The sequence below is a fragment of the Bartonella sp. AC10YNML genome, from assembly GCF_042196825.1.
Lineage (GTDB): Bacteria > Pseudomonadota > Alphaproteobacteria > Rhizobiales > Rhizobiaceae > Bartonella.
Genome location: NZ_JBHIRA010000001.1, coordinates 147425 through 169447 on the forward strand (window position 1 = coordinate 147425; position 22023 = coordinate 169447).

The 22023-nt window shown below is 37.8% G+C and carries 12 protein-coding genes; 5 read left to right on the top strand and 7 right to left on the bottom strand.

What is annotated here, in order from left to right; all coding sequences use genetic code 11:
* The first annotated feature begins 23 nt into the window (after positions 1 to 23).
* The 4 genes from ACFINA_RS00540 to tsaE all read left to right on the top strand — a co-directional run bounded on the left by ACFINA_RS00540 (position 24) and on the right by tsaE (position 6155).
* Positions 24 to 1022 carry a complex I NDUFA9 subunit family protein gene (locus ACFINA_RS00540; protein WP_375606121.1) on the top strand — a complete coding sequence of 333 codons (999 nt, stop codon included), beginning with the start codon at positions 24 to 26 and terminating at the stop codon, positions 1020 to 1022.
* Between the two features lie 713 nt (positions 1023 to 1735).
* Complete coding sequence (gene ahcY / locus ACFINA_RS00545; RefSeq protein ID WP_375606120.1) at positions 1736 to 3133, top strand: adenosylhomocysteinase; 1398 nt, start codon at positions 1736 to 1738, stop codon at positions 3131 to 3133.
* Between the two features lie 34 nt (positions 3134 to 3167).
* Positions 3168 to 5633, top strand: coding sequence for an ATP-binding protein (locus ACFINA_RS00550; protein WP_375606119.1), 2466 nt, complete (start codon positions 3168 to 3170; stop codon positions 5631 to 5633).
* A 51-nt stretch (positions 5634 to 5684) separates the two neighbouring features.
* Positions 5685 to 6155, top strand: a complete 471-nt coding sequence (gene tsaE, locus ACFINA_RS00555; RefSeq protein ID WP_375607922.1) for a tRNA (adenosine(37)-N6)-threonylcarbamoyltransferase complex ATPase subunit type 1 TsaE — start codon at positions 5685 to 5687, stop codon at positions 6153 to 6155.
* 668 nt (positions 6156 to 6823) lie between these two features.
* On the opposite strand, the gene trxA is transcribed toward tsaE, so the two are convergent.
* The 6 genes from trxA to ACFINA_RS00585 all read right to left on the bottom strand — a co-directional run bounded on the left by trxA (position 6824) and on the right by ACFINA_RS00585 (position 19151).
* Positions 6824 to 7147, bottom strand: a complete 324-nt coding sequence (trxA, locus tag ACFINA_RS00560; RefSeq protein WP_375606117.1) for a thioredoxin — start codon at positions 7145 to 7147, stop codon at positions 6824 to 6826.
* 177 nt (positions 7148 to 7324) lie between these two features.
* Positions 7325 to 10801, bottom strand: coding sequence for a double-strand break repair helicase AddA (addA, locus tag ACFINA_RS00565; RefSeq protein ID WP_375614915.1), 3477 nt, complete (start codon positions 10799 to 10801; stop codon positions 7325 to 7327).
* Positions 10802 to 10803: 2 nt separating this feature from the next.
* Entirely contained in the window at positions 10804 to 13923 is a 3120-nt protein-coding gene (gene addB, locus ACFINA_RS00570) for a double-strand break repair protein AddB (RefSeq protein WP_375614916.1), read from the bottom strand.
* 385 nt (positions 13924 to 14308) lie between these two features.
* The gene (locus ACFINA_RS00575) at positions 14309 to 15883 is read right to left on the bottom strand and encodes a peptide chain release factor 3 (protein ID WP_375607918.1); all 1575 of its coding nucleotides are present in this window, start codon (positions 15881 to 15883) and stop codon (positions 14309 to 14311) included.
* Positions 15883 to 17544 (bottom strand): lysine--tRNA ligase, encoded by a 1662-nt coding sequence (locus tag ACFINA_RS00580; protein WP_375606113.1) that lies wholly within the window; start codon positions 17542 to 17544, stop codon positions 15883 to 15885. Before ACFINA_RS00580 ends, ACFINA_RS00575 begins: the two co-directional genes overlap by 1 nt.
* A 371-nt stretch (positions 17545 to 17915) precedes the next feature.
* A complete protein-coding gene (locus ACFINA_RS00585; protein WP_375606112.1) occupies positions 17916 to 19151 on the bottom strand; it encodes an argininosuccinate synthase in 1236 nt (411 codons plus the stop codon).
* Between the two features lie 166 nt (positions 19152 to 19317).
* Here ACFINA_RS00585 and ACFINA_RS00590 point away from each other — a divergent pair, with 166 nt between their 5' ends.
* Positions 19318 to 19959 carry a LysE family translocator gene (locus tag ACFINA_RS00590; RefSeq protein WP_375606111.1) on the top strand — a complete coding sequence of 214 codons (642 nt, stop codon included), beginning with the start codon at positions 19318 to 19320 and terminating at the stop codon, positions 19957 to 19959.
* A gap of 801 nt (positions 19960 to 20760) precedes the next feature.
* Here the strand turns inward: ACFINA_RS00590 and rlmN are convergent.
* Complete coding sequence (rlmN, locus tag ACFINA_RS00595; RefSeq protein ID WP_375608992.1) at positions 20761 to 21987, bottom strand: 23S rRNA (adenine(2503)-C(2))-methyltransferase RlmN; 1227 nt, start codon at positions 21985 to 21987, stop codon at positions 20761 to 20763.
* Positions 21988 to 22023: the final 36 nt, after the last annotated feature.

Genomic DNA, 22023 nt, shown 5'->3' on the forward strand with positions numbered 1-22023 from the left:
TTTGAAAGATAGACCTTTTAATCATGCAACTTGATTGTGCACTTTATCAACATCCTAAACTCATTACTGTTTTTGGCGGATCCGGTTTTGTAGGACGACATGTCGTTGAAACTTTGACTAAGCGGGGATATCGCGTTCGCATCGCTGTTCGTTGTCCACAAAAAGCTTATTACATGCTACAAATAGGAGAAGTAGGACAAACCCAAATGCTTAAAACAGATATCAAGCATCGTGCCTCTGTTGCACGCGCATTGCTTGGAGCTGATGCAGCAGTGTTTTTACCCGGTAGCTTAAAACAAGCAAATCAATCGAATTTTAAAAGCACACAAATTGATGGTGCTTACAATGTTGCTGAATTAACAGTAGAAGCTGGTATTCCTCTCATCTATATGTCGACTCTTGTGGCTAGCGAAAACACTGCATGTCTTTATGCACGTGTTAAGTTTATGGGTGAACAAATCATTCATAACAAGAATCCTCAGGCAATTATTATACGTCCATCCATTATCTTTGGACCAGAAGATTGTTTCTTTAATACCTTAGCAGATTTGTCACGTTTTTTACCAATTATGCCTCTTTTTGGAGGTGGGAAAAGCAAATTGCAACCCGTATATGTTGGTGACGTTGCTGAGTTTATAGCACGTGCTTTAGATGGACAGGTAGCTTGGGGAAAAAAATATGATCTTGGTGGTCCCCAGATTATCACCCTCCAAAATGCTCTTGAAAATATACTTAAAATCATTCATCGTAAAAAAACAATCCTATCTATGCCTCTTTCTGTCGGTCTATTGATTGGAGGAGTTTTAGGAACGATTGGTAAGTTGCCTCTTGTGCCAACGCTCGTAACAGCCAATCAAATACGCTTTTTGCAAATGGATAACATTGTTTCTAAAGAAGCTATAGAGAATGGATATACTCTAGAAGGAGTAGGAATTACTCCTAGAGCAATGACTGCATTCTTGCCAAGTTATCTCTGGCGATTTCGTCCACATGGTCAATTTTCCCAAAACCTACTCGTCTAGAATAAATTCTTCTAAAACTGAGTTAATTATTTGATTTATAATTCATAGTGCGTTGTTAGCGGTTTTAAAATCAGAGTGTTCAATAGAGTGATGTTTTTGCATTTTTAATGCTCCATTTAGTATCACAAAACATGTTTCCTCGCACATCTATAGTATTTTGATAAAAACTGTTGGAAACAGGAGAAAAGCACTTCTTATAAACTGTCTTTATCCAAGAGCAGGTGCAACATTGGAATCCTAAAGAACCGATCCTGAACTGCCTATCCATAAACATGATAATCTATGGCTTTGCATTTATATTATTTTGCCAAAAAGCTTAATAATGAGATTAAAGTAATTCTTCCTTTTTCAAAAACCGCATAAGTGAGTAGAATACGAGTATACTACTTTCGATATTATCCCATAAAAATCGATATAAAAACTGTAAAGCAATGCACCATTTTTATTATTTAAAAGGTATTCCCTCTGGAAACTTTTAAAAGCTTTAAAGTTACGTGAAAAGGATAGAATTTTGTTTATATAATAAAACTTATCATGAAGATCTCCTACTCTGTCAGTAACATCACTACTCAGATCCATAAATGCATATTTGTTGCACAAATTTATGGAGATTTTAAAAGAGCTTTTTCACATAAAGAAGTCCTCTTCTTGTCTTGCATTTTTTTTTAATTTCTCCTACCGTCTTGGAAAAAATTATTTTAAAGGAATGAAGAATGGCAGCTCAAGATTTTGTTGTCAAAGATATTGCACTTGCCGCTTATGGTCGTAAAGAACTTGATATTGCTGAAACTGAAATGCCTGGTTTGATGGCTTGTCGTAAGGAGTTTTCTTCCAGCCAACCTTTGCGCGGAGCGCGTATTTCTGGCTCATTGCATATGACAATTCAAACAGCTGTTTTAATTGAAACATTAAAAGCAATTGGCGCCGATATACGGTGGAGCTCTAGCAATATTTTTTCTACGCAAGACCATGCAGCAGCAGCTATCGCCGCAACTGGCATTCCTGTATTTGCCGTTAAGGGTGAAACATTGGAAGAATATTGGACTTATATAGATGCAATCTTCCAATGGCCAGATGGTAATCCTTCCAATCTTATTTTAGATGATGGAGCTGACGCCACAAACTATATTTTAATGGGAAGTCGTGCAGAACAAAATAAAGATATTTTATCGCATCCCAAAACAGAAGAAGAAGAAATTTTTTTCAAACAAATACAAAAGCGTATGGATGCAACGCCAGGTTTTTTTACACAACAGCGCGCAGCAATTAAAGGTGTAAGCGAAGAAACCACAACAGGTGTAAACCGTCTTTATCAGTTACAAAAAGAAGGACTTCTACCTTTTCCTGCTATTAATGTTAATGATAGCGTCACTAAATCAAAGTTTGATAATAAATATGGATGTAAAGAATCATTGGTCGATGGTATTCGACGTGGAACAGATGTGATGATCGCTGGTAAAACTGCCATTGTCTGTGGTTATGGTGATGTAGGAAAAGGTTCAGCAGCATCTCTTTCTGGTGCTGGGGCTCGTGTTAAAGTAACAGAAATTGATCCTATCTGCGCTCTTCAAGCCGCTATGGATGGCTATGAAGTTGTTAATTTGGATGATGCTGCTTCCAGTGCTGATATTATCATCACGACAACAGGCAATAAAGATGTTGTTCGTTTAGATCATATGCGACAAGTAAAGGATATGTGTATTCTTGGAAATATTGGTCATTTTGATAACGAAATCCAAGTCGCTGCCCTTAGAAATTTGCCATGGACGAATATTAAACCACAAGTTGATATGATCACCTTTCCCGATGGAAAACGCATCATTTTGCTCTCTGAAGGACGATTGTTAAACCTCGGCAATGCGACGGGGCATCCCTCTTTTGTCATGTCAGCTTCGTTTACCAATCAAGTTTTAGCGCAAATTGAACTTTTTACCCGTACAGAACACTATACAAATGAAGTCACTGTTTTGCCTAAACATCTTGATGAAAAGGTTGCACGTCTACATCTGGATCGGTTAGGAATAAAATTAAGTGTTTTATCAGAAGAACAAGCCGCTTATATTGGAGTCTCACCACAAGGACCTTATAAACCAAACCATTACCGTTACTAATACGTTTCCTTGGGTTAAAAAAGGGAAAGATGTCGTGCTCAGCTTTGGTGACTATAACCCCAAAGAAAAAACTCAAAAAGAGATCCGAATCTATACGTATATACTTTGCCTTTTTTTCTTTTTTTCTCCAACATGCGCTTTTTCTCAGTCATTGGAAGGTTATTTACCATTTTTCTTCACTTTGCCGAATGGTCCATGGCTGCTTTTAGCGCTGTGTGGAGGAATTTCTTGTGCTTCACTTCTCTCATGTATAGCTGTTACCGTGCGTGCAAAAAAAACTGCACAGAAGCCTTTGAAGATAATTCAGGCAAATTTTTCTGAAAAACTTAAATATTATGAATGGCTTCTGGAAGAAACCGAGCAATTCCTTCTTATTTGGGAAAATCCAACAACCTTACCCCATGTTGTTGGTGCTCTTTCCACATTGCAAAAAATAGGAATCGATCAGAAAGATTTTCAGCGTTTTGAGCTCTGGGTTGAAGAAAATTCTCTGCGAGAACTTGATTATGCATTGACTCAACTCCGTTGTAAATGTCACCCTTTTGATCTTTCTATCACCACCACAAACAATGTACTGCTACAAGTTACAGGAGTCATCGCAGGAACAGTCGCCATTGCTCGTTTTCAAGATATCTCAAAACAACAGAGTGAAAATGCTCGTTTACAGAAAGATATCGCCCGCCTTCTTACTGAACTGAGAATGCAGCGTAATCTTCTTGATCTTATTCAAGAGCCCGTATGGATAAAAGATTGTGAAGGAAAAGTTTGTTTTATCAATCGCGCCTTTAGAGAAATGACAGACTTTCGTGAAGACAGTGATGACGTGGGGGATCTTTTCAATGAAAATACACAACGCAAAACAGATGAAACAGAAACAATTTTTCAAGAACATGTTCATACGGTTATTGGTGGAGAACGGCACCGTTTTCATCTCACACGTATTACAACAGCTGAAGGGATGGCAGCTTTTGCACGTGATGACAGCGCCTATGAAAATCTTGCTCATGAATTAAGATATGTTCTTCAAAGTCATTGTGAAACACTTGACCAAATTTCAACAGCTGTAGCCATTTTTGATACAAACCAAAAATTAAAATTCTGTAATCACGCTTTCAAAATTTTATGGCCGTTGGAGAGTTCTTTTTTAGAAAGTGAACCAAGCCATACATTGTTTCTTGAACGTTTACGTGAAAAGGGGCTCATTGCTGAACACCCTGATTGGCGCGCATGGAAAGAAGAACTTTTAAAAGCCTATTGGCAAACAGAATCGAACCAACAAATTTGGAATCTTCCAGATGGGCGTACGGTGCGTGTTGTCTCGAACCCTCATCCACAAGGAGGTGTCACTTGGCTTTACGAAAACCTTACCGAAAAAATTGATCTTGAGCGCCGTTATAATACACTTATTAAAATACAAGGTGAAACACTTGATAAACTTTCTGAAGGTGTGGTCGTTTTTGGTACTGATGGACGCCTTCGCTTATCGAATCCTGCCTTGTCGAAATTGTGGTCTCTTCCTTATAATTTACTGGTAGAAGGAACCCATATTACACAGTTACAAAGCCATTGTTCAGCCTTAACCTTGGGGCAAGAATGGGATCAATTTACCAAGTTCATTACCGGTTTTGCTGAAAAACGTGAAACATTTTCAGGTCGTATAGATCTTAAAAATGATATGATTATTGACTATACTCTGGTCCCTCTTCCTAATGGACAAACGATGCTTACTTTTGTGAATGTTACGGACACTGTCCATGTTGCGCGTGCTCTTCAAGAAAAAAATGAAGCATTAGAAAGTGCTGATCGTTTGCGTAATGAATTTGTCCAACATGTTTCTTATGAATTACGCACACCTCTCACCAATATTATTGGATTTTCCGATATTTTACGTGATCAAATTTTCGGTTCTATCAATGAACGTCAACAAGAATATCTTGAACACATTCATTCAGAATCAGGAACTCTTTTAAATATTGTTAACGATATTCTTGATCTTGCTACCCTTGATGCAGGCATTATGGAGTTGGACATAAAATCGGTTAACATTGCCGATGCTATGATACAAGCAGTAGCACGTGTAGAAGATCGCCTTAATGGACGTCATATTACGCTTTTACAACAAATTTCTCCTTCCTTAAATTCTATTTCTGCTGATGAAAAGCGCTTGCATCAAATTTTTGTGAATGTCCTGAGTAATGCTATTAATTTTGCAACGGAGGCGAGTACTATTGAATTTTGCGTTGATGAACAAGATGATAACATTGTCTTTAGCGTTCACAATCAGGGCTCTGACATCCCAGAAGATGTCCTTGATCGTATTTTTAAACGTTTTTCTTCCCATTCACACCATGGTGGGCGTGCGGGAGCGGGTCTTGGCCTTTCCCTTGTAAAAAGTTTCGTTGAACTACACGGTGGACATGTTGAAATTCTTACCGGTTCTGGAAAAGGAACAACAGTTAAATGTTTTTTCCCACTCTCCAAAGGAGATACGATTTTTTAATTTTAACCTTTATGATAACAAAAATTTTTCATCCATTTCATGGAACTTTTAATGAATTTTAGTTTTTTTCTTGAAAATGAAGAGGCAACAAAGCTTTTTTCACAAAATTTAGCTCTTTCTTTAAAGCCAGGAGATCTTGTAACGCTGCAAGGAGATCTTGGAACTGGAAAGTCAACCATTGCACGTACAATCATTCAAACACTTGCGAACGATAACACTATGGATGTTCCAAGCCCTACTTTTACTCTTGTGCAAAGCTATCAACTTCCAAAGTTTGAAATTATTCATGCTGATCTTTATCGCCTTTCTATGGCAGAAGAAATTGATGAATTAGGGCTTCATGAAGCTCGTGAGAAAAATATTTTACTTGTTGAATGGCCAGAAAGAAATACAGCTCTTTTAGAGCTTGCCACTTTTGCACTCACCTTACATTATAAAGAACATGGGCGTCATGTAACAGTTAAATCAGCGCAACATTCCATTGAATGTTTGCAACAGTCTTTCGCAATTCGTACATTTTAAAAAAAACATGGACATCATCATTTTTAATTTGATAATACCTCAGTACTACCTATGAAATTTGAGATGATGGACAACATAAATAAGGCTTCAATGGAGGCACCAACCATGGAAGATGAAGTGAAATGCTGACTCTTTCATATAACAATGACATAAATTGCAAAGAACAGTCGTTAATTTATAGGAATTCATCAATTTATTTTAGAGAATCTGATACCTACAATTTTGATTTTAGAGAATAGTATAAGAGAATTTTAAATTGAAGTGGTAACCCTTTAGAAGAGCATTATATAACCTGTAGTGAATTGCTTGTTTCTTTCTGCTTAAAAATTGTGAGCTTCAAAAAAGTAATTTGCAAAGTTTTTGCTTAAAATCTCCTTTTATGTGTTGAAAGCACTATCTATCTCAATAGTCTTATCTAAGAAGAAAATATCATTCACTTAAATATTCGTTGGCACGCATATAAACAAGGAATTGCCTACATTGTTCATACAGGACAATTTTTTGATAAAAAATGATCTATTGAATTACGTATAACAGTGTGGATTCTTAAAATCATTTGAATTTTTGATTTAATTGAATTGCTATTACAATGTATTACAGAAAAGGAATGTAAAAAAATCAAAAGGAGAGACTAAAATTTCTCTCCTTTATCGTTACTGTGTATGGCATTAACTAAGGCCATTTTTTATCCACTCAGAAAGACGTCCTTTAGAGGTAGCGCCAACCATATTCGATGAAATATTTCCATTTTTAAACATTAGTAATGTAGGGATAGAACGTACTCCGTATTGGGTAGCCAGTTCCGGATTTTCATCAATATTTACCTTAGCAATTTTAACTTGATTTTGCATTTCTATTGAAATTTCATCCAAAATTGGAGCAATCACTTTGCAAGGGCCACACCATTCTGCCCAAAAATCAACCACAACAGGGGTGGAAGAGGTTAGAACTTCACTTTCGAAATTATCCTTATCAACTTTTATACACGTCATTGATTTATCCTTTATATTCACTTTTTATAGATTGGTATAATAACAATTCATATCAAGTTATTGCAAAGATAAATTATTAAAGGACTTTTTTACATCAGAGATTGTGCGTTGTGTTTGTTTGAGCGATTTTATGAAAGTAAATAAAGTGTAAAAATGCTTTGCAAGGAAAAGACTAACTTATAAGGCAACTTCACTAAGAAATGCCTCAAGTTTTTCTGGAGAAAGTTTGAAAATTTTGGCTTCTTTACTATAGATAAGCAGAGCTTGTATATCTTTATCGGGATGAATAGCTTGCAATAATTTTCGATAAAGAGCCATTTGCAACCAATGATGGGAAGCAATAGCGGCTTCATTTTCTGGTGGGGTTCCCGTTTTAAAATCGGCAAAGATAATGCTGTTTTGCGTGATGTAGAGACGGTCAATTTGACCAGAGATTACTTGTTCTTTTCCACGAATTTTTACAATGCCCATTAAGGAAACCTCAGCACGTGAATGCTCAGAAAAAAGGGGGTTGAGATAAACATGATCTAATATTTTCCAAATATGGCAAAGAGCATCTTCTCTTTGGCTCTCATGCCAATGAGAGGCTTTGATATTGAGATAGTTTTGAGCATAATCTCGACGTTTTTGTGGGGGACAATCGGGTAAATATTGTAACAATCGGTGAATGAGATTACCGTATTCAATGGAAAAAGCTCTGTTTGTGTTCGTTTCTCCTAAAACAGGTGAAATAGTAAATTGTTTTGGACTTGAGGAAGGTTCTGTATCAGCTTCAATAGAAAGGCTCGCTACTGAGGGTTTTAACGGTTTTGGGAGAATTGGTTCTGCTGGTACTTTATGAGAGAAAAAAGCAGGCAAAGGCGGTAAAGTTTGGCATTCAGAACAGGCGATTTCGGGGATTATAGAAGTAGAAGAAGGCGGTGTAATGCAATAACGCCAAGCTGCAATATCTTCCGCAGGGCCTTTTATAGAAACCGCATGAGGTTCAAGAGCTTTTTTTACCAATTGTAACCATGTATGAGATGGCGTTTTCTGACTTTTATATCCACAAATAAACAAGCGATCTTCAGCGCGTGTCATTCCTACATAAAGAAGGCGCCTATATTCTTCTTCTGCACGCTCTTTTAAACGCAAAATTGCTTGTTTAGAGGGCATTGTATCGAATTCTGCATTAGGGCACCAGATAAAAGCTTGTTGATCACTCAAATGTGCATTGTTCAAGGGAACTTCAAGCAAGTGAGGTGAATGCTGAGGATGCCAGATTGCACTACCAGGATCAACCAGAAATACAACGGAAGCTTCCAGTCCTTTTGCAGCATGAACAGTCATGATGCGAATTTCTTCATGATTTTGGTCAAACTCACGTTTAATTTCTGGTTCACTGACACTTAATGTTTCCAAAAAAGCTTGTAATCCTGGTAACCCCGTTTTTTGAATCGCGAGTGTGTAGTCCATAAAAGCATCAAGCACATCATTGGCTTCCGAGCCTAAGCGCGCTAAAATTTTTTGTCTTCCCTTATCATTATTCAGAATATGGCTATAGAATTCGAAGACTGGTATTTTATCCACTAAAGTACGATAATGGTTCAGCTTTTCAAAAGCATCTTTAAAAGATACCCGCGATGATGTATGCGTACACAAACTTTGCCAAAGAGAGCCAGTGCGTTGTGCGGCAAGCAGATAGAGTTCCTCTTCACTAAGAGCAAAAAGGGGACTTTTTAAAACACAAGCAAGAGAAAGATCATCTTGTGGCTGCAAAACAAAACGCGCAAGTGCCATTAAATCACGGATACTAATATGTTTAGTAAGTTGTAAACGGTCTGCACCAGCGACAGGTATATTGCGTTGTTTAAGGGCACGAGAAAGCGCTAGGGCAAATTGATCACGCTTACGAACCAAAACCATAATATCACTAGCACGCAATAACCGCCCTTTTGCTGGAAGCATTTCTCCTTTTTGTAACCAGCCTGCAATAGTTTCAGCAACTTTTTCTGCCAAACGTACTGCTGGTGTATCTAAATGATCAACAGTTACATGCCAATCATCAGGAAATTCGTCTTTTTCTTTAGAAATAGCATCCCATAAAATAACTTCACCTGGACTGTGAGTACGGATAGCTTCGTGTATGGTTTTTGTATTTTCTGCCGAAAGCCCTTTATAATTTTCTGGTGTTTCAAAAACAAGATCAACGCTTTTAAGAACATCTGCTGTAGAGCGAAAAGAGTAATGCAGTTGTATTTTTTCGAATTTCTGCTTTGCTTGTTGTGCTTTTTTTTGAATAATTTTCCCATTTGCAGCAAAATTTTCTGGTGCAGCGCCCTGAAAGGAATAAATAGACTGTTTTTCATCTCCAACAGCAAAAAGAGTACGTATATTGTCACGTTGACTATGACCTGTAAAAAATTCTTGCGCTAAAAATTGAATAATTTTCCATTGATCAGGGTTCGTATCTTGTGCTTCATCAAGCAAAATATGATCAAGACCCTTATCAAGTTTATAGTGCACCCATTGGCTTGCACCTTCACGTTGCAATAAATGGAGTGTGCGCTCAATGAGATCATCAAAGTTTAAAAAACCATTGGTTTTTTTTAAATTTGCATAAATTTTGAGATAAAGGGCACAAAGCTGAAAAGCCGCCATATTGAGGGTCGCAACTTTTGCGCATTGATATTTCTCTAAAAGAATAGAAAGCTCGCTTTGTTTATCTTCAAGCATTTGTTGAATAAAAGGCCAAATTTCGTCTGATTTTTTACGAGATAAATTTGAGAAATTCCGTGGCTCACCTTTTGTTGTAAAATAAATATCAGAAATACTATTGAGAATATTTGTCTCATCATGTACCTCTTCTAATTGGGAAAGTTTTACCACCATATCCTTGAAGCTTTGACTGCCATTGATTTCACAATGATTAAGAGCATAAACAGGAAGGCGCGCAATCTGTTGCATTTGTTCCAATAGGTATTGGGTTGTTTCATCAGGTGCTAAATCAAACAGCGACCGCAATTTTTCTTCTCCATTTTCAGACAGAAGAGAAGACAAAAAATCAGACAGTTTATGTTGCTTTTCAGCTGCTTCATACAGCAATTGGTTAAAAGTATGTTCACTGATAACCTTAAGCAGCTGTTTTAGAGCGGGTTGTACATCATGATGCTTCAAAAGTTGGCAGCGAGCTTCTTGTAGTAATTTCTTGCGGTTGACATCATCTATGAGTTCGAAATGTCCAGCAATATTGGCTTCTAGCATAAATTGATGCAAGAGAGATTCGCAAAATGCGTGAATAGTCTGTATTTTCAAACCACCAGGTGTTTCTAAAGCACGAGCAAAGAGTTGGCGCGCATAGGTTATTTTTGTTGCACTGATAGGTTTGTTTTCAAACTTCGATAAGATTTCTTTAAGCTGCGCATCATCGAGTTCATTCCAGCTGGAGAGTGTGCGAAAAATTCGTGATTGCATAACAGCAGCGGCGGCTCTCGTGTAAGTAAGGCATAAAATACGTGCTGGAGGCGTACCGTTTAAAAGCAAACGGATAACACGTTCGGTTAGAACATGGGTTTTTCCAGATCCTGCATTTGCAGAAACCCACACGTTTTTTTGGGGATGTGTTGCTGTTGCTTGTGCATCAAGAGCGGCTTCAGGAATAGAAAAAAACGTCATGATTACTCTTCTTTATGAAAACCACTTGACCATTCCCATAAGCGTGCCAGATGATCATAGTCACTTTCATATTGTTTTAACATAGGGACTGCGTGTGAAAGATAGCCTTGTTGTGGATTTTGATAATAAGTTATGAGTGCGATAAGATTTTCCCATGCATTGTTAGCAAGATCAACAGCACTTAGATGAGTTTTTCCGTCTTTTTTCTTTAAAAGAATTGATTGGGATTTAATTTCACCTTTTTTGTTAAGAGGAATGTAAAATAAATTTGAGGGGGTAAAATCTTGAAAATCTGGGAATCCCCCTTGTATGAGTAAAGCTGTTTCTAAAGCCAATTGCGGAAATAATAATTCACGAACTTGTTTTGATGAAGGAGGGGTTCCGGTTTTGAAATCTAGAATTTCAACCGTTTTATCTGGCAAAACATCAAGACGATCAGCACGTCCTGAAAGGGTTACCCCTGTTGTTCCTATAGGGATTTTTTGTGATACCACTTCCGAATATCGCTCTCGCAGTCCTAAACTTTGTTCCCATTGAATAAAGCGTGGAGCAAGATTTTCAAAACTATCCCACCAAATCACTTCAATATCCGGTGGAAAATTGAATTTATCAAACTCTTTACGTCCAATAGCAAGCAACACATCTAATGCATTTGCAGCATTTAGATTTTTTATTTGTCTGCAAAAATCTGCAAGAATAGCGTGATAAAGTGTTCCACGTTCAGGAGCGCTAGAATTATGAATAAGGGCTTTAAGTGGTTTGAGCCTTAAGATTTTTTTAGCATAAATGGCATAAGGGTCATACCGTAATATTTCTATTTCAGTAACTGAAAAATGACGTGGACGCATATCAAGAGGTGGTACAGGGCAGGGACGCTTCACCTCAGAAATCATGTTTGTATGATCAAGCATCTTTGCCCAATGAAGGAGTATTTCACCTCGTGCACGGATTTGTTTCCAAACTTGTTGTCCTACGACGGTTTCTAAGCGTTGTAGCCAACGTGAAGGAATGGAAGGCGTATGATTAACGCGCAATGCGCGACTCATCACCACTTTATCCATTCCCATCGCCCATTGAAAATCATGCGCGGAAAGACCAATATGCTGCTCTGGTGGCTCCAGAGTTAACATCATTTTCATCGGTCGCGATAAAAAAGCATCATTTCGGGTTGATATCGGCCATGACCCTTCATTAAGACCGCCGATGACCACTGTATCAACCGTTTGCAAACGCGATTCCAAAGTACCCCAGATGAATAAACGTGGATGTCCTCCAGGAGAAGGTGTAACGGAACGCATTGCGATCAATGCAGAAAACATAGCAGGCCATTCGCAAAGATGAAATGTTAATCCTGATTGATCACTGACCAATTCACGTAAGAACTTTGATAAGGCTTGTCCTGCTTCGTGTTGATAAAGATGTGCAAGAGAGTTATCCTCATCGCGACCAAAATTTTCAAAAACTTCAACAGTTGCTATCACAGCTTCGTTGATGGTGCACTCTTTCTCTTGTTTCATAAGAGATGTTAAAGGTTCAACAGCTGTCCTCAAAAGATGACAAAGGAAACGTGCTTCTTCACATTTCTGCTGATCAAGAGCGTTGATTTCAGAACTATTATGAAAAGATGTTTCAACCCATTTTTCAAGAAATTGATCACATTCGCAAAGATTGATGCGCCCTGTATTCCCTCGAAGAACAAAAAGTTCAAAATTTTCTGCCATTTCCCGTAAACGATGACGGTTTTGTTGGAGTGTTGTAAGGGGATGTTTAAGAAGAGAAAGAAAAGCAATGGGATCATCAGGTTGTAATACATTTTCTAAGATAAGCCGCAAAAGCGTTACAGGCAATGTTTGGGCAAGTGGTATTCCCCCTGAATCATTTGCTTCAATTCCAAATCGTTGTAATTCCGCAGTAACACGGCGTGCTAAATTACGGTCATTTGTAATAAGAGCTGCGGTTTTTTGGGGTTCTTCAATAGCTTTGCGTAAAGCAACAGCAATAGCGAGAGCTTCTTCACGTTCATTGATAGCTTCAATAAATGACCAGTCTGCACAAAGAGCCTCATAATCATCACGGACAATTTGTATCCATTTATCTGTCGTAGAAGCAGGTCGCAATGCTTCCGATAAAAGAGCCATTCGTCTTTTCTTTGTGCTACTTTGTTGGCCAATTTCGCAAACATGGCGACGTTGACACCCCATGAGAGAAAGAAGTTTTTTTAAATGATATTGAGGATGGCTAAAAATATTTTCTGCAGGATCAAAAAAATCGCAAGCTGTTTTTTCTTTATTGCTTGTGCTTAATGCATTCCATTGTTCTTCATCCATATAAAAATCAAGGCCAGGAAGAACAACAGCCCCTTTGGGCAGAGAAGCTATAACCTTTAAAAGATGAGAAACTGCGGGCATAGAACCTGACACACCAGCTGCAATGATCGGTTTATCAGGCTTCGTACGTCGTAAATTCTCTGCATGCATTGTGAGTGCTTGATTACGCCATTCAGCGGGATTACTTCGTTGTCTTTCTGTCAAGATTTGTGGCCAATTTTGCGTAACAATAGTCAGAAAATCGAGCGTTATCTGCCACCATTCAGCGACCATGTCAGGGGCAATATCTTTAAGTTTCGACCAATCTGCTCCTTCTGTTTCAATTTCGTCCATCAAGTGTGCTAAATCTTGAGCAAGCCAAATTGCATCAGCACTATGAGCTGGAATAAGCACATCTTCTGTACCAAACATGGCACGCAGATGCGCAGGTAAATTTTCACGCCATGGACGAATAAGGCGCGCTAAAAGCAGTAGGCGTTCACTTTCTCCAATAGGCGGATTTAAAGCGCTAGTATGATTTTCAACAAAAAGGAAACTGTCTTCATCGACATCTCCTAGAGCACGAATAGTTGGTAAAAAGGTTGAGTGTGTATTACTTCTTTCAACAAAAGCTAAACGCAAAGCGCGCGCAGCACGACGTGTCGGAACATAAATAAGGCTATCAGCAAGAGCAGTTTGAATGTCTCCATTGGGAGCAAAATTATCAATAAGGGTACCAGAGAGCAGTGCATCAACAAAGTGAGGCAAAAAAGCCGTTCCAGAAGATATAGAAAAGACACGTGGCTTATAAGTCATATGATCTCATATTGGGAATAACAAATTTCATCTTATTGATTATTTGCTTTATTTTGACTGTATACAATTTTCATACAAGAAAAAACTGAAAAGCTCTATTTATACAGGAGATTTTTAACTGACATTCAAAATACTTAAATATATGACCTTGTCTTAAGCTATTGTGAAAAAATATATCAAAATTTTAAAAGACGTTACAATTACAAATATATTATAACTTATTGAATATTATAAATAAATTTACTTCTCTCTTTATATAATACAACCTGAAAGTGTTCTTTACATACTCCTTTTGTTTTCAGAAAAAATAACAATATTCAGATCCCTAACTCGATATGAAAAATCATTATCAACCAAATTGTTACATAAAAAATTCTTCTTTACATTAAGAGCTTACCTGATAATCTTTAAAAGTAGAAAATTTTATCTTAGGAGCTCTTTCTGCTTCATAATTTAATGAAAAATGGTTCTCCGCTAAAAAAACTGGATCACCTTCTAAATCATACGCAAGAGCAGAGCGATGATTGTTGAGAAACTTTTGCAACTCATCTTTGCTCTGCGCTGAAATCCAACGGCATAAATTAAAGCGTGCAGACTCAAAATTCACTGGCAAAGAATATTCTATTTTTAATCGCTCTTTTAAAACATCAATTTGCAAAGCACCAATAACACCAATGAGAGAAGGCGACCCATCATCAGGAATAAACAATTGCACAACCCCTTCTTCAGCCATTTGTTGCAAAGCTTCTCTGAGCTTTTTTGCTTTCATTGGATCACCCAAACAAACACGACGCAAAATCTCTGGTGCAAAATTGGGTACTCCCTTAAAAAGAATATCTTCTCCTTCAGTCAAAGTATCACCAATACGCAATGTTCCATGATTAGGAATCCCTACGATATCACCGGCATAGGCTTGATCAGCAATTTGGCGCGAACGCGCAAAGAAAAATTGTGGAGCAGAAAGTGTCATCGGTTTTCCTGTTCTGACCAATTTTGTCTTCATACCACGTTCAAGTGTTCCCGAACATACCCGAAAAAATGCAATACGATCACGATGATTAGGGTCCATATTCGCTTGAATTTTAAAAACAAATCCCGTCATTTTAGGTTCAGTTGCTATGATATTGCGCTGATCTGCACTTTGATCACGAGGACTTTGACCAAAATCAATAAGCGCATTGATCAAATCACGAACACCAAAATTTCGTAAAGCTGAACCAAAATAAACCGGAGTCATATGACCTTCACGGAAAGCTTGAAGATCAAAATTCTTGCAAACACTTTGAGCGAGTTCTACTCCTTCAAGAAAAGTGGAACGTTGATATTGGGGAAGTAAATGGACAACCTCACTGGGATTTGAAACGATCCGCTGGGTTATCTCATCATCTTTTTGGCGAAAACGGTTATGATGAAGATCAAAAGTCCCAACGAAATCTTTACCCGTCCCAATGGGCCATGTTATGGGGGCGGTATCAAGAGCAAGCTTTTCTTCAATTTCATCTAAAAGCTCTATAGGATCACGCGCCTCACGATCCATTTTATTGATAAAAGTAACAATAGGAATATCCCGCATCCGACACACTTCAAACAGTTTTAGTGTTCTAGGCTCAATCCCGCGGGCCCCATCCAATACCATGATAGCACTGTCAACCGCTGTAAGCGTGCGATAAGTATCGTCTGCAAAATCTTCATGGCCTGGGGTATCTAGGAGATTAAAAATATGATTTTCATATTCAAACGTCATCACAGAAGTCACAACAGAAATACCACGATCACGCTCAATATTCATCCAGTCAGAACGAGTTTGAATACGATCTTTTTTGGCTTTTACTTCTCCTGCAAGTTGAATAGCACCACCAAACAATAAAAGCTTTTCCGTCAATGTTGTTTTCCCAGCATCTGGGTGAGCAATAATTGCAAATGTACGGCGCCGCTTTACTTCCTGTACTCTTCGTTCCATTATTCCTCCATAGGTCGTGCAAGTGCTTCAGCAATCAGTGCACGCATTTCATTAATCCCATAAAGCGCTATAAATGATCCCCATCGTGGACCTCTCTCTTGTCCTAAAAGGACCTCATACAACATTTGAAAAAAAACATTGGAAACGCCAGGCCCACCTTCAGGGCTTTTTTTGCTATGATCTTGATAGCGTTCCGTTAACCGCGCAACATCAAGAAGTGTATTTTGTAGTGTGTTGCCATCAACAGTTTCAGGCAAATTGGCTAATTTTGCATCAATTTGTGCTAATGTTGCTCGTTCGCTGTCATCTGGTATACGAAATTTTTTGTTTGGTTTAACAAAAACATCAAAATATTTAATGGCAAATTTCACCAATTGATCAAGTTCTGGACAAGTTTGCGCATTTGCTCCCTTAGCGTAACGAGAAATAAAACCCCAAAGAACCCCTGCATTCTCTGCATTTGAAGCACTTACCAAATTTAAAAGCATCGCAAAAGGTACAGGTAAATCAACCTGCGGTGGACAACCATTATGAATATGCCATACAGGATTATTGAGCCGTTCTTGCCAACTTTGACGACCATAGGCAGAAAGATGCGCATAATATTCATCCACAGCTTTGGGAATAACATCAAAATAAAGCCGTTTTGCTGTCTTGGGCTTTGAAAACATATAAAGCCCTAAGCTCTCTGTTGGAGCATATGTAAGCCATTCATCAATGGTTAAGCCATTTCCCTTGGATTTGGAAATTTTTTGCCCTTTATCATCTAAAAAGAGTTCATAGTTAAATCCCTCTGGAGGCTTTCCACCCAGTACTTTACAAATTTTAGAAGAAAGATTTGTGGAATCGATAAGATCTTTTCCTGCCATTTCATAATCAATGCCAAGCGCTGCCCAACGCATAGCCCAATCGACCTTCCACTGACACTTAACTTTACCCCCTGTAACCTCTGTTTCTATGGTTTCTCCTGTTTCAGGTTCAATATAAGTAACTGTCCCTTTTTCAACATTACGCGCAATCATTGGTACTTGTAATACTTTTCCAGAAAAAGGAGAAATCGGTAAAAAAAGAGAATAGGTCGCCTGTCGCTCTTCACCTAATGTTGGTAAAATAATTGCCATCACCTTGTCATAACAAGCAAGAATTTTTAAAAGTGTTTCATCAAAACGACCAGAATTGTAATAATCCGTAGCACTTGCAAATTCATAATCAAAACCAAAACGATCAAGGAAAGCCCGTAACCGCGCATTATTTGCCGCTCCAAAAGAAGGATAATCATCTCCAAAAGGATCAGGTACACGGCTCAACGGTTGACCAAGATAATGTTCCATCTTCTCGCGATCTGGCACATTCTCAGGAACCTTGCGCAAACCATCCATATCATCAGAAAAACAAAGCAATTTTGTTTTTACTTTATTCTCTGTGAGAATATGAAATGCATGACGCACCATGGTTGTACGTGCAACTTCCCCAAAAGTTCCAATATGCGGTAAACCAGAAGGTCCATAACCGGTCTCAAATATTATACTGTCTGGGTAACCCGTCTTTTCATACCGTTTGATAATCTTACGTGCTTCTTCAAATGGCCAAGTTCTCGATTGAGCAGCCGCATCCTTTAATTCAGGCGTAAGGCTAAGGGCATCACACTGATTACGCATCATTATTTATCCTAAAAATTATAATCTTCCAAAATAGGGTGTATGGTTCTTGAATTTATTCGTCAATAATAGCAAGCAAAAAGATGTAAATTTCTTTATACTCTTAAGTCACAATACAAAAACCACCCTCACTGTAAACATATTTTGTTCTGATAAAAATCAAAAACATTGAACGTTATAAAGCAAAATTGTCTTGTTTTGATTATCAGAGCCTTCATTATTATTTTCGTGGATCTTGCTTATTACCGTCATTCGCAAAAAAACGAAAAATCTAACATTCAACGAAAGAACTGTAAAAACCAACAGGTAAAAATTCTTAAATTAAGCGTTTTATACAAAAACACTCCCCCACATGATACTTATCAAAGTAATTTTTATTTCTTTTCTTTATCACCTTGATGACGCCTTGCTAATGTACGCAAACGTAGAGCATTTAATTTAATAAAACCAGTCGCATCTCTTTGATCATAAACACCTTGATCATCCTCGAAAGTTACCAACTCACTGGAATAAAGTGATTTTTTACTTTGGCGCCCTTCAACAATCACATTCCCCTTATAGAGCTTTAACGTGACTTCACCTTCAACATGTTCTTGAGATAAATCAATAGCTGCTTGCAACATCTTACGTTCGGGAGAAAACCAAAAGCCATAATAAATGAGTTCTGCATAACGTGGCATCAATTCATCTTTTAAATGAGCTGCGCCACGATCTAACGTTAAAGATTCTATAGCTCTGTGAGCCGTTAAAAGAATGGTCCCCCCTGGTGTTTCATAAATACCCCGCGATTTCATACCTACAAAGCGATTTTCTACCAGATCCAACCGACCAATACCATTATCCCGCCCATAATGATTTAATTCTGCAAGTAAAGTTGCAGGAGATAAATTTTTTCCATTGATTGAAACAGCATCGCCTTTTTTAAAGCCAAGAGTGATTCTGGTTGCTTCATCTGGAGCATCTTCCACCGAAAGAGTACGCATATGGACATATTCAGGAGCAGGAAGTGCTGGATTTTCTAAAATCTTTCCTTCTGATGAAGAATGTAATAAATTTGCATCCACTGAAAAAGGAGCTTCGCCTTGCTTATCTTTTTCTACAGGAATTTGATGCATACGCGCAAATTCAAACAGATCTGTCCGACTCTTAAAATCCCAATCACGCCACGGAGCAATAATCTTTATATTAGGATTAAGTGCATAAGCAGAAAGTTCAAAGCGTACCTGATCATTGCCTTTGCCCGTTGCTCCATGAGCAATGGCATCTGCCCCTGTTTCCTTAGCAATTTCAATAAGACGTTTTGAAATAAGTGGACGTGCAATTGATGTTCCTAAAAGATAAGTCCCTTCATAAACGGTATTGGCTCGAAACATCGGAAAAACAAAATCACGCACAAATTCTTCACGCAAATCTTCAATGTAGATTTCTTTAACACCTAGCATTTCAGCTTTACGACGAGCAAGCTCTAATTCTTCCCCCTGCCCCAAATCTGCTGTAAAAGTCACAACTTCAACGCCTAGCGTACTTTGTAACCATTTGAGAATAATTGACGTATCCAATCCCCCCGAATAAGCCAAAACAACTTTTCTAATACTTTTCCACTTTTTCATTCTAAAGCTCTATACGAATTGTTCTTTTTTTCTAAAAAATTAAAACGACACAAGAAATATAAAAATAAATTCTCTTTAAACAACATTAAAAAGACTCAAAAAGCATAAATAAAGACGCCTCAAAGTATAAATAATGAACATTACTTAAAAATAAGAGGAGATTGACGTGTCATTTCTACCGGAGTGGTCTATTGTTGTACAATTTGCTTTAGCATCGTTGATTTTAGCACTTATTCCAGGACCTGATATGATGCTTTCTGTAGGACGAACCATTACACAAAGCAAAAAAGCTGGAATTATGTGCGCCTTGGGAAGTGCAACAGGATTTGCCATTCAGGTTACAGCTGTAGCACTTGGTTTATCAGCGCTTATTTTTGCTGCGCCACACGCTTTTGTTTTTCTGAAAATTGTTGGCGCCTTTTATCTTTTATGGTTTGCCTTTCAAGCATTAAGGAGAAACCCGACACTTTCCTTTGAACCAACATCTTCTAAACCTCAAAGCTCTAAACGTAACTATCTTGCTGGTATTGGAATTAATCTTCTCAATCCTAAAGTCATACTCTTTAACGCAACATTCTTACCACAATTTATCAATGCAAATGATCCTATGGCAACACAAAAGCTGCTCTTTTTAGGACTCTCTTATATTCCTATTTCTTTCCCCATTACAATTTCAGTCGTTTTTACAGCGCATAAACTTACCAAAATCCTTAAACAGAACCCTCTTTATCTTCGCTTTCTCGATTGGCTTATTGCAGGTACTTTTACCAGCTTTGCCCTCCATCTCCTTGTGGTTACAAAACATTGATTTATAAGTGTAATGTATCGCTTTTAATTTAAATAAAAACAAATATTATAAGATTTTTTCATTTCAAACCTGTTTATTTTGAATAAAACAATACCTTTCCTTTGTACATCACAAGAGAAGCTGGAGTTTTTGTATGGATAAAAACTATCTAAGAAAAGAATAAAAACACCTCTTATAAACCATCTCAAGTACTAAAAGCTGTTACAACATTGGGAGCTAAAAAATAGAATGGTGGTACCAATTTACACCTTTATTAAACATAAAGGTGTAGGAGTACATACATTTCACAGAAGCTTTTTGTTATACTCCTCACAAGCATTATCGTGATATGAAGAGTGCACTAAGAGATACTTAAAAAACATATCAATGGATAACTCAATGGTATTTATATGTTAGATTCTCTGTTTTGCTTGTGATGTGTGATCTTATTTAAGAAGAATAATAAACAAAAGCATGAGGCACTGCACAATCTCCACTTTTTAAAAGGTATTACCGTAGATGCTTTTAAAAGACACAAAACCTAATTAATGAGTATGATAATAAGGTAGAAATTAGTTACAATCCTTAAGACTTCATATTCCCTCTAAATTAGGTTTCCTTCTTATTTCAGAGATTATGCAAACAGACTATAGACAATCTCTTACCCCATTTAGCATATAAACGCTGAAACTGTTCGTCTAGCAATTATCCAATCTTAATCTCTGTCTCACATATGCTATCGCACGAGGTTTGGATATTAATTTACAAACAAAAAAGCACAGACTTTATATCGCTTCGCTATATAGCTAAAAATTGTATTAACTAATGACCAACAGCATTTTCAAGTCGCAAACGTTCAGATTTCCGTAAGCGCTCTGAAGCCGATTTAAGCTGTCCACATGCAGCTAAAATATCGCGTCCACGCGGTATCCGAATAGGAGAAGCATAACCCGCTTGATTAACGACATCAGCAAAACGCTCGATTTGATCCCAATCAGAACACTGATAGTTACTCCCTGGCCACGGATTAAAAGGAATTAAATTGATCTTAGCAGGAATCCCTTTCAATAGCTGAATCAATCGCTTTGCATCATCTAAACTATCATTGATATCTTTTAGCATAACATATTCAAATGTGATTCGCTTTGCATTAGAAAGACCAGGATAATTACGGCAAGCATCCATTAGTAAAGAAAGCGGATATTTTTTATTAATGGGAACAAGCATATCCCTTAATGTATCGTGTACTGCGTGGAGTGAAATCGCCAACATAACACCAATTTCTTCTCCGGTTCGGATAATTCCAGGAACAACCCCACTAGTTGAAAGCGTAATTCGACGTTTTGATAAAGAAAGTCCATCGCCATCAGAAGCAATCAATAAAGCTTTTTTAACAGCTTCAAAATTATAAAGAGGTTCTCCCATTCCCATCATAACAATATTGGTAATTTTGCGCCCTTCAATGGGAACAATTGCCCCATCAGGAGTATTCTTATCAGGAAAATCACCCAAACAATCACGTGCAACCAATAACTGTGCCAAAATTTCTTCTGCAGTCAGATTGCGAACAAGCATCTGTGTTCCTGTATGGCAAAAGGAGCAGGTTAACGTACACCCTACTTGCGATGAAAGACATAAAGTACCACGCCCTTCTTCAGGAATATAAACCGTTTCAATTTCAACAGGCCTTCCAGCTCCACGTGCAGGAAAACGTAAGAGCCATTTACGCGTACCATCTTTTGATATTTGTTCTCCAACAATTTCTGGGCGCGCAATGGAGAAATGACACTTAAGTGTTTCTTGCATTGCTTTAGAAATATTCAGCATCTCATCAAAATTTGAAACACCACGTACATAAAGCCAATGCCAAAGCTGACGCACACGCATACGCGTTTGATGCTCTGGGACACCAACTGTCTTTAAAGCTTGCATCATTTCGTCTTGCGACAAACCAATTAAAGAGAGCTTAGAACTCTCCTTCACGACCACATTATCTGTTTTTCGTGCAAAACATGAACCAACTGGTCTAAGGTCATAGGAAATGGCCATTGCTTTCTAATTCACATCACTATTTTAGAAGTTATC